General features: G+C 72.1%; 2 protein-coding genes. Both read right to left on the bottom strand.

Translation table 11 applies throughout. The features are described from left to right. Positions 1-112: 112 nt before the first annotated feature. Entirely contained in the window at positions 113-3,829 is a 3,717-nt protein-coding gene (locus ACFWX1_RS46835) for a BTAD domain-containing putative transcriptional regulator (RefSeq protein ID WP_378396410.1), read from the bottom strand. 259 nt (positions 3,830-4,088) lie between these two features. Continuing rightward, positions 4,089-4,418, bottom strand: coding sequence for a Scr1 family TA system antitoxin-like transcriptional regulator (locus tag ACFWX1_RS46830; protein ID WP_378396409.1), 330 nt, complete (start codon positions 4,416-4,418; stop codon positions 4,089-4,091). Positions 4,419-4,590: the final 172 nt, after the last annotated feature.

The following is a 4,590-nucleotide window of genomic DNA, read 5'->3' as shown; positions in this document are numbered from 1 at the left end:
CCCTGGGCCCCCCAAAGCCCTAGACGCCCCCCTCCCGGCCGTAGCGCCCCGCAACGGCCGCCTTCATGGACCGCCAATCCACAAAGGACAACCAGGGAAACCGGTGAGTGCTTCAGCGCGAGAGCGCGGGCCGGGTGCTCCCGCCGATCCCGTTGAGCGCCCCGATCTCCGCGGCGACCCGATCCCGTGACGTGGTCCCGAGTTTGCCGAGCAGCCGGGCGACGTGGGCCTGCACGGTGCGGCGCGGCAGGTCGAGGTGCTCGGCGATGGCGGGGTTGGAGTGCCCGGCGGCGACGAGCCGCGCGATCTTCCGCTCCACCGGGGAAAGGGATTCCCAGCCGTGGCGCGACCGGGGCCGGGGCACCGTCACGTCCCGGCGGATGCCGAAGGCGGCCAGCCGGTTCGTGGCGCGTTCGAGGTCCCAGCTCGCGGAGAGGTCCGCGTACAGCGCGGCACTTTCCGCGAAGGCTGCTTGCGCCGCTTCGGTTTCGCCGCGTTTCGCGAGCAGGGCCGAGGCATCCTCCAACGCCATGCCCAGCTCGACGACCCGTCCGACGCGCCGGTAGTGGTCGGCCGCGGCCAGTACCGGCGCCGGGTCCTGGTCGATGAGCCCCCGGCACCACCGGGCCGCGGCCGCGGCGCGTGCGGCGGGTCGTTCCTTCGCCGCTTCTTCGGCGCAGATCCGCATGGCGTCGTGCGCCCGGTCCGTCGCGCCGATGTCGAGGGCGAGCCGCACGATCATCGGCAGCCACTGGTGCCGGAGCATCATGGGCGAGAATTCCGGGGTGAGCAACGGCTCGAGGACTTCGAGCGCCTCCTCCGGCCTGCCACGCTGTTCGAGGGTGAGCGAATGCGCGACGAGCAGGAAGTCGATGCTCTCCCGCTCCGAACTGGTCGCCGGCGCGTACTCTTCGACGGCTTCGAGGTGCGCCGCGGCCTGGGCCCGATCGCCGCGCCGTGCCGCGATGTACGCCGCGACACCGTGCAGCAGCAACGCCGCCGCCGGCGGTTCGCGCAGACCGAGGAAGGTGATGGCGGGGCCGTCTTCGGCGACCGTGTCGAGTTCGACGAGTGCTTCGTTCCAGCGGCCGGTCCAGTAGTCGTGCACCGCGGCGGGCACCTGGAGTTCGTTGCCGAAGGCGTTGCTGATCGCGATCCGCCGCGCGGTGCGCAGGGTGTCGTCGGCCTCGGTCAGCCGGTCCAGGTTCTGCAGGGTGAACAGCCGGTTGTCGAGCAGGTCGAGTTCGAGTTCGGCGAGGTCCCCGCCGCGTCCGGCCACGTCGAGGGCGTTGTCGATGTGGGCGAGCGCGGTTTCGTGGTGACGCCGCACCGAGGAGGTGAGCCACAGGGTCTGCAACGCGTGCGCGGTGAGGTACGCGTCCCCGTCCGCCGCGGCGAGCGCCTGGTGCGCGGATTCCTCGGCGGCGTCGAGGTCGTCGAGCCCGCCGCGCCGGAAGTTGGCGAGCAGATGGCGGTGCCGTTGACGCCAGATCTCGGGAACCGCGGGGTCGTCGACGGCCTTCTCGACGGTCCGCACCGCGGCCTCGGCGTCCCCGCGCCGGTAGCGCATCGCGGCGAGCAGCTGACGCATTTCCGCGGCCCGGTAGGGATCCGTGGCGATCGCCAGCGCGGCGCGGGCCTCTTCCTCGGGCTGCCGCTCCAGCCGGAACAACACCTTGACGAGCGCCGCGGCCAGCACCTCCCGCCGGGCGTCGCGCAGCGGGCACGCTTCGAGCCCGCGGGCGAGCAACTCCGCGGCCAGCAGCGGTGCCCGGTTGGCCACCGCGGTGCCGTTGTCGACGAGCCACTGCAGCACCCACAGATCGGGCACCGGCGTCGCCACGACCTGTTCGGCGACGCGGGTCACCGGGGATCCGACCCCGGCGAGTGCCTCCGCGGCCTGGCGGTGCAGGGCGGCCCGCGCGCCGGCCGGGATGCCGTCGTAGAAAGCCTGGCGCAGCAAGGGATGCCGGAACGCGAGGTGCGTGTCGGCATCGACGATCACGTTGGCGGCCACGGATTCTTCGAACGCCATCACGAGTTCCGACGGCCGTTTCCCGGCGACGGCCGCGATGTCCGTGACGGTGAATTCCGTGCCCAGCAAGGCAGCCCAGCGCAGGGCCTCGTGTGTCTCGGCGGAAAGCACGTCCAGGTTCCGCCGGATGGTGTCGATGAGGCTGCGTGGCGCGGCGTAGGTGCTGCTGTCCGCGAGATCCGTGACGCCGGACGTCGTGCGCAGCGCCCTCTCGCGGATCAGGGTGCCGGTGAGCTCGGTGATGTAGAGCGGGTTGCCGGTGGTGCGTTCCACCAGATCCTGTAGTTCGGGCCCGGGTTCCGCGCCGAGCAGGTGTTTCTCGAGTTCGAGTGTCTGTTCGTCGGTGAGCGGGGCCAGATCGATGATCGCGCCGCCCCGGCTTCCGATCGCCTGGCGCAGCCGCACGAGCTGAGGGGTGCGCGGCACCGGGCGGGCGGCGGTCACGAGCAGCAACGGCAGCTGCCGGGTCGCGGCGGTCAACCGGTGCCACAGCAACACGCTCGCTTCGTCGGCCCACTGCATGTCGTCGACCACCAGCACCAGCGGGCCCCGGGCACACAGCTCGTCGATCAACGACAGCAACCGCCCGACGGTGGCGAGCGCCGGGTCGCGGTCCTCGCCGGTGTTTTGGGGGTCGAAGAGGCCGAGCGCCAGCGCGGACTGCGCCGGGTCGCCGGTCGCTTTGTCGATACCGAGACACGCCAGCATGACCTGGAGCGGGATCCGCCCGGAAAGCTCGTCGGCGATCGCCCAGCCGAGCTGACAGCCGCGGTCCGGGGCGTCGGTGAGCGCGGTGACGAGCAGTTCGGACTTGCCGATCCCGAACTCGCCCTCGACCCAGGCCATCCCGCCGCGGCCGTCGCGGACGTTGTCGACGAGGTCGCGCAGCAGGGCCAGTTCCTCCTCCCGGCCGACGAACGTAGTGTCCTCAGTGGACTGTCGCCGGCGCGCGACCTGCGCCGGCAGGGCGAGGAGCGGTTCGTGCTTCGGGGTGTGCGCGGGAGCCGCCACGTTCTGGTGCGGGTCGAGGCCGGGATCCTGGGCCAGGATCCGGGACTGCAGTTCTCGCAGCTCCGGACCGGGCTCGACGCCGAGATCCTCGCGGAGCCGCCCCCGCACGTCGCTGAACACCTCGAGTGCCTTGGCGTGCTGGCCGTCGCGGTAGAGCGCGAGCATCAGGAGTTCGCTGAGCCGTTCCCGCAGCGGGTATTCGTGGACGAGGGCGAGCAGCCCCGCGGTGAGTTCCCCGTGCGCACCGCAATCCAGCAGGGCCGCGGCACGCAGCTCGTGCGCGGTGACACGCAGTTCGGCGAGCCGGGCGCGGGCCTGCTCGGCGAACGGGCCCGGCAGCCCGGACAGCGGTTCGCCGCGCCACAGAGCCAGCGCGTCGTCGAGCAACCCGGCCGTGGTCCGCGCGTCCGTCTCGCCGCGGGCCCGCTCGAGCAGCCGCTCGAACCGTGCCGTGTCCACGTTCTCCCTGGCGATCCGCAGGGTGTACCCGGCCGCGGTGCTGGTCAGCAGTTCGCCGGCGGCCCACCGGCCGCGTTCCGGTTCGAGCGCGCGCCGCAGCCCCGAGATGTAGGTGTGGATGTTGCCGTTGACGCTGGCGGGCGGCTGCGCACCCCAGATCGCGGACACCAGCTCGGCGCGCGGCACCGGCCTGCCCGCCCGCTCGGCGAGCACGGCGAACACGGCGCGCTGCCGGGTCGGGCCGAGCGGGAGCTCGATGTCCGCCCGGTGGGCGCTCACCGGGCCGAGGAGCACGGCCCGGAGTTCGTCATCCTCTTCGGGCATCGCCGTTCCCGGTGGTCAGCGTCGAGGTCAACAAGGTCTCCGTCCTGCCAGGTCACGGGGAGGTGCCGCGCCTTCGCGGGAGCAGTGTGCCGTCAGGCTACGTCGGCGGGAAGACGACTGGGCGGACAGGAACAGACAGAACAGGTCGTGAAACGAACACAAACCCACAAAACCGCTGGTAGCGGCTTAGCCGCGAAAGGTTGCTGCCCGTTCTGTCCAGGAAGCGGAACCGATCGGGCAAACCGGCACTGCCCGCCGGTCAGCCGGATTCCAGGGATACGGCGGCCTTCGCGATCACGGCACGGGAAGTCGCCTCGCCCCAGGCACGCTTGGCCGCCAGCTGGTTCATGGACTGCTGGTACCGCGCGACCGCGTCCTGTCCGGTGACGTAGGCGCCGACGTAGTGGTGATCCAGGGTCACCAGCGGACGGCGCTTCTTGAACTCGTAGACGGTGAACGGCGAAATCAGGCTGGGGTGCCACTCGCCTTCGCCGGGCACGACCCGCTCGACCTTCGGGCGCCGGGTGGCCAGCTCGGCCAGCGACACCGTGGCGGGTTGCACGCCCATCGCCGCGGCCAGCCCGCGCACGGTGACTCGCTGCTGCTCCCCTGCCGCGCGCCGGGCCCCGTCGATGTCCCCAACGGCCCCTTCAGGACGTTGAACGTCCTCAATGGCCCCTTCAGGACACGAGGGCCCCGGCCACCCGCCCCGCGGGACCCGACGCAGCGGCGCTGGCGGGGGGGCGGTGGGCCCCGGCCGA

This window comes from Amycolatopsis sp. NPDC059021 (assembly GCF_042739895.1).
Classification (GTDB): domain Bacteria; phylum Actinomycetota; class Actinomycetes; order Mycobacteriales; family Pseudonocardiaceae; genus Amycolatopsis.
The sequence above is the reverse complement of the archived record's forward strand: the minus strand, read 5'-3'. Positions and strand labels throughout refer to the sequence as shown.

Bases quoted from the DNA above. Each gene is read 5' to 3' on its own strand.
- ACFWX1_RS46835 (WP_378396410.1), bottom strand. From the start codon at position 3,829: ATGCCCGAAGAGGATGACGAACTCCGGGCCGTGCTCCTCGGCCCGGTG.